Origin of the sequence: Porphyromonas sp. COT-290 OH860, from assembly GCF_000768935.1 — a bacterium.
GTDB lineage: Bacteria > Bacteroidota > Bacteroidia > Bacteroidales > Porphyromonadaceae > Porphyromonas.
The window spans coordinates 1-5,140 of the sequence record NZ_JRAR01000014.1 but is presented as its reverse complement, the minus strand read 5'-3'; the positions used below and the strand labels follow the sequence as shown (position 1 = coordinate 5,140).

The 5,140-nt window shown below is 47.8% G+C and carries 4 protein-coding genes and 1 tRNA gene; 1 reads left to right on the top strand and 4 read right to left on the bottom strand.

Going from position 1 to position 5,140, the window contains the following annotated elements; genetic code table 11:
* Positions 1-403 precede the first annotated feature (403 nt).
* From HQ41_RS02205 to HQ41_RS02190, 4 genes are all read right to left on the bottom strand, one after another.
* Positions 404-488: transfer RNA gene (locus tag HQ41_RS02205), tRNA-Ser, on the bottom strand.
* A gap of 134 nt (positions 489-622) precedes the next feature.
* The gene (gene uvrB, locus HQ41_RS02200; protein ID WP_044187305.1) at positions 623-2,638 is read right to left on the bottom strand and encodes an excinuclease ABC subunit UvrB; all 2,016 of its coding nucleotides are present in this window, start codon (positions 2,636-2,638) and stop codon (positions 623-625) included.
* Positions 2,639-3,247, bottom strand: a complete 609-nt coding sequence (locus HQ41_RS02195) for a TetR/AcrR family transcriptional regulator (protein WP_152567308.1) — start codon at positions 3,245-3,247, stop codon at positions 2,639-2,641.
* A 295-nt stretch (positions 3,248-3,542) separates the two neighbouring features.
* Entirely contained in the window at positions 3,543-4,106 is a 564-nt protein-coding gene (locus tag HQ41_RS02190; RefSeq protein WP_044187299.1) for a hypothetical protein, read from the bottom strand.
* A gap of 541 nt (positions 4,107-4,647) precedes the next feature.
* On the opposite strand from HQ41_RS02190, the gene HQ41_RS02185 reads away from it, so the two are divergent.
* A complete protein-coding gene (locus HQ41_RS02185) occupies positions 4,648-5,109 on the top strand; it encodes a transposase (protein WP_081964726.1) in 462 nt (153 codons plus the stop codon).
* The last annotated feature ends 31 nt before the right edge of the window (positions 5,110-5,140 follow it).

Genomic DNA, 5,140 nt, shown 5'->3' with positions numbered 1-5,140 from the left:
TAACCGTAAAATCCCCATCCCTGAGGGAAATATCCCTCAGGGATGGGGATAGGGGGATAGTATTCAAGTCTCCCAAAGCGGCTCAAACACTCAAAAAATACCGAGAAAGATACAAGAACCTTTGAGCGGCGCATTGCGCAATAATCTCATAATGCTTTGAATAACAGCAATGTATGCGTACTCTAAACGAACTCTCTACGTACTCTTGGCTACAATTTTCAATCGGCTCAAAAAAGTGTAACCAGATTGTAGCCATTTGAGAGTATTTTGGGCGTATTTGCGACCTCTGTACGTACTCTGAGAAGATGTGTAGGTATAAAAGAAAAGTATCGTAACTCATTGAAGTTACAATACTTACAGGTTTTGTTGGTGTTTTCTGAACTCTTGTTCAGAGTACCTCAAGCGGAGAGAGAGGGATTCGAACCCCCGGAACCTCTCAGTTCAACGGTTTTCAAGACCGCCGCAATCGACCACTCTGCCATCTCTCCAAGGAAAGTCATTTCCTTTTCGACTGCAAAGGTAAGAAGAATTTTGAAACGACCAAATCTAAAAGCGAAAAATCCTCCAATATCAGTTTGCTGTCCGTATGTGTAGATTGGACTGTTGCTTGGGAGGTGGTGGCTTACTGCTCTAGTTCGGCGATACGTGACTCTATCTGTTGTAGCTCGTTGCGTAGGCTAGCTGCCTCGATGAAGTCCAGTTCTTTGGCAGCCCCCAGCATTTGTTTGCGGGTTTGCTCGGCAAGCTTGCGTAGCTTGTCGGCATTCATCTCCGAGATAATTGGGTCTACTGCTGGTGCCTCTGGCTCGCTGTAGCCGAGAGCTCCTGTGCCGTCCTCCTTATTCCAGATAGATGCTGAGTTTTTGACGATTTGCTGTGGTGTAATGCCGTGTGCCTCGTTGTAGGCAATCTGCTTTTGGCGTCTACGAGCAGTTTCTTCAATGGTTAGTCGCATACTCTCCGTCACTTTGTCGGCATAGAAGATGACACGACCATTGACGTTGCGTGCGGCACGACCAGCCGTCTGGGTAAGCGACCTGTGCGAGCGTAAGAAGCCCTCTTTGTCTGCATCTAGTACCGCCACCAAGGCAACCTCTGGGAGGTCCAAGCCCTCTCTGAGCAAATTAACCCCAATCAGTACCTTGTACACACCCTTGCGCAAATCTTCCATGATACGTATGCGATCTAGCGTATCCACATCGCTATGGATATAGCTACAAGCGATTTGGTGACGAATGAGATACTCCGAAAGCTCCTCTGCCATACGTTTGGTGAGCGTAGTAACTAGTACACGCTGATCTAGGGCAATAGCCTTGGCTATCTCCTCCTCTAGGTCGTCTACTTGATGCAGGGTTGGACGCACCTCAATGGGAGGGTCTAGCAAGCCAGTAGGGCGAATGAGCTGCTCGACGATAACGCCCTCGCTCTGCTCTAGCTCATACTCGGCTGGCGTAGCACTGATGTAGAGAGTCCTTGGCGTGAGTGATGCAAATTCCTCGAAGGTTAGTGGACGGTTATCCATGGCGGCAGGTAGGCGAAAGCCATACTCTACTAGGTTTAGCTTACGCGATTTGTCGCCTCCATACATAGCACGTATCTGAGGAACTGTGACGTGGCTCTCGTCTATGATGAGTAGGAAGTCTTGAGGGAAGTAGTCTAGTAGGCAGAATGGACGCTCCCCTGCATTTCGTCCATCGAAGTAGCGAGAGTAGTTCTCAATCCCTGAGCAGTATCCGAGCTCTCGTATCATCTCCATGTCGTATGTGACACGCTCGTATAGACGCTTGGCCTCGTAGACTTTGCCTACCTCCTCTAGCTCTTGGATACGAGCGCCGAGATCTAGTGCCATCATATCTAGCGCACGCTTGACCTGATCCTCTGTCGTCACGAATAGGTTGGCTGGGTGTATTGCTAGGCTGGTCATAGGGCCATATTCACGTCCCGAAACAGGATCGAAAGAAGCAATACGTTCTACCTCGTCGTCCCAAAACGTAATCCGATAGGCTACACCGTTGTATCCTTCTACGGCGGGGAAGACATCTACGGTATCTCCCTTGACTCTGAAATACCCACTATCGAACGTTACCTTGTCATTAACGTAGTAGTTCCCTACCAGATCTCGTGTGAACTGCTCTTGGGCATAGCGCTGGCCTTGGCGCAGATGTATAATTTTCTCGGCAAATGCCGATGGGTCTGCCATACCATAGAGGCAGGACACGGACGAAACGACGATCACATCTTTGCGACCCGAGAGCAGAGAGGCAGTGGTGCGTAGGCGCAACTTCTCAATCTCTGCATTGATAGCCATATCCTTCTCAATATACGTATCGGAGTGCGCAATATAGGCCTCGGGCTGATAATAGTCGTAGTAGGAAACGAAGTACTCGACGGCATTGTCGGGAAAGAATGCTTTGAACTCGGCATAGAGCTGAGCTGCTAGCGTTTTGTTGTGGCTTAGGACAAGCGTTGGCTTGCCTAAGCGTGCAATCACGTTGGCTGCGGTAAAGGTCTTACCCGAACCCGTAACTCCCAGCAGGGTCTGATAATTTAGCCCAGAGCCAAAGCCCTCGACAAGCTGTTTGATTGCCTCTGGCTGATCTCCGGTAGGAGAGAAGCGTGAGGTCAGTTGATATTCCATTTAGTTGTTTTGTCCTCTATTCTTCAGGAAGGCCGAGGTGATGCGTACCATAGTCCCGACCAGCAGAGCTCTACCGGCTTTGGTGTGAAACTCAATGCCACAAAAAGTAGAGCGCTCTTCCCTCAAAGTTAAGTAATACATACCTGCTACAAGAATGCCAAGCAGGGCTCTCGGGTCGATATCTTCGTCCGATATGGGTGCTACGAAACGCTCTAGAATGGGGGCCAATGTTTGCTCTCGTCTACGTGCGCTCTCTCGAGTGATCTTCGAATCGATGCTCAGCTGCCACTTCATGATCTCTTGCATTTCTTTATTGCGATGTAGGGCTTTCTCAAATTGAGTAGCTAGGCGGGTGAACAATTCGATAGGCTCTAGCTCATCTGCACCTTCTAACTCTAGGGCTTCGTTGATGAAGTAGTCAAACTGTTTCGTATAGTAGCTAATCGCCGCCTCATCTGTCCCGAAGCGACGCACCAGCACATTGATGTCGCTTCGTGTACGTCTTGCGACTTCTTTGAGCGTAATCCCAGCCACACCTTGCTCTAGGACTATCTCCGACATCGCTCTACGAATGTCGGCGCTCAGTTCTCTTTGAGTTCTCCTTGCCATATCTCTTCCTCCTATCTCAAATATCAATGAATGACGGTGTGCCATAACGCCCCAATTTGGGAGCTATTGGCGATACACTCGCTCTGTATAGGCTTCACCATCAGCCTTGTGTTTGGCTCCCTCTAGAGCATAACCACTTGCTCCGCACAACTCTAGCAAACTCTGCTCTGCCCTCGGTACGCACAATCCTTATATTTGACGCTTTGTGATGCGCCTTAACAGGATGCTGTACCTAACCGAAGCTCGGCAGTGCCTCCTTACTAACTACAAAAATAGCGACTTCTGACTGTACTATCTATATCTGAATGGATATACCAATTGATGGGTCTATAACAGACGCTGGGCTAATGAAGCCGAAATATAGATAGCCAGTCATACCATCTCGGAGCTCTTTCTTGACTTTTGGGCCAAATGGAGGGGCATATTTTAGGCCTAAATCGATCCATATCCCTACACGACTACTAAGTTGGCCTACCGCTCCTATGCCTATGCCTCCGCCTGCATAAAAAGGGCGTTGCTCTACGGCAGGTGTATCCCAGAAGTATCCAGCTACAGTCCTTAGGCTGGAGTATATGCCAGTCCTAGGATTGCCGAACATATACCAGCGTAGCTCCGTCGAGAGTGACACGTTGGGGAGCCCCAAGTATAGTCCGTGGAAGTTTAGATCTCCCACTACACTCATCTTGTCGTTGGTTGTATGCTCTAGCCCGAGGTGCACTCCCCATAGATAGGCCAGAGGCTTTACTCTGAGATAAGTTTGCCCTGCGAAGAGGTTTCTCGAGGCTTGCGCCGAAGATATGCAGGGAATAGTGTAGAGGGTGAGTAGTAGCATCACCTTGAGTAGCAGAGTACGTATCATAATTCTTTCTGTTGAGGTAAAACGATGTTTTCAATCTCTCGCCAGCAAAGTTATGTATAAAGTTTGTAATTTATACTGTTTGAAAATGAATGTGTTCTATTTTATATAACATTTTTTTGATGTTAAAATGTGGGGCGATGTGTTATGTAAGTTTGCTCTCTCGTTTAGGGGGCTACTTGTAGCTCAGTGGTGTATGTTACCATAAGCCTATCGAGAGTGCTTGTGCTCGCATATCTGCCAAATGGTTTGTAGTTACTCTGCCTAGGGCTAGGGTAGAGAGAGGTATCGGCCTAGAGAAAAAGTTTGGAGCAAGGTTTGCTCTATGTGGAGATAGGCTTGATTTATGTAGAGCAAACTTATCTCCACATAGAGCAAACCTTGCTCCAAAGTATTTTTGAGAGAAGAGAGAAGGTTGATAGATGGCAGTTGGAATGATGATCTGTGATGGAAACCATGTATGTTGTCAAACAAAAGTGCACTGCTAGGGATCCGAATTAGTTGGTGAATTGCGTGTAACTTTAGAGAACAAAGAACAGAGATTATGGCAACAGAGACAAAGAAGGGTAAACGGGCTAAATCTACTAGCTCAGAGTCACTACTCAATGACATTCGTCGTAACACGAAGCGCATCTTCAGCTCAGAACAAAAAGTGCTTATCGTTATGGAGGGGATTCGTGGGGAACTTAGCGTGGCAGAGCTATGCCGCAAATACGGCATCAGTGATAGCACCTACTACAAGTGGAATAAGGAGTTTATAGAAGCCGGCAAGGCACGTCTCGAGGGGGATATATTGCGCGAGGCGACAAGTTCTGAGGTTCAAGAACTTCGCTTTCAGAATCAAGAACTTAAGCTGGTTCTAGCTGAGCTTGTGCTACGTTACGACATCGTTAAAAGAGACCATTGCACAATGAATCCCTTCGTCGCCTCAGTTCTTTCTGAGACTATTGCGCAATGCGCCGCTCAAAGTTTCTTGTATCTTTCTCGATGTTTTTTGAGTGTTTGAGCGGCTTTGGGAGCCTTGAATACTATCCCCC

Bases quoted from the DNA above. Each gene is read 5' to 3' on its own strand.
- uvrB (WP_044187305.1), bottom strand. From the start codon at position 2,638: ATGGAATATCAACTGACCTCACGCTTCTCTCCTACCGGAGATCAGCCA.
- HQ41_RS02195 (WP_152567308.1), bottom strand. From the start codon at position 3,247: ATGGCAAGGAGAACTCAAAGAGAACTGAGCGCCGACATTCGTAGAGCG.
- HQ41_RS02190 (WP_044187299.1), bottom strand. From the start codon at position 4,106: ATGATACGTACTCTGCTACTCAAGGTGATGCTACTACTCACCCTCTAC.
- HQ41_RS02185 (WP_081964726.1), top strand. From the start codon at position 4,648: ATGGCAACAGAGACAAAGAAGGGTAAACGGGCTAAATCTACTAGCTCA.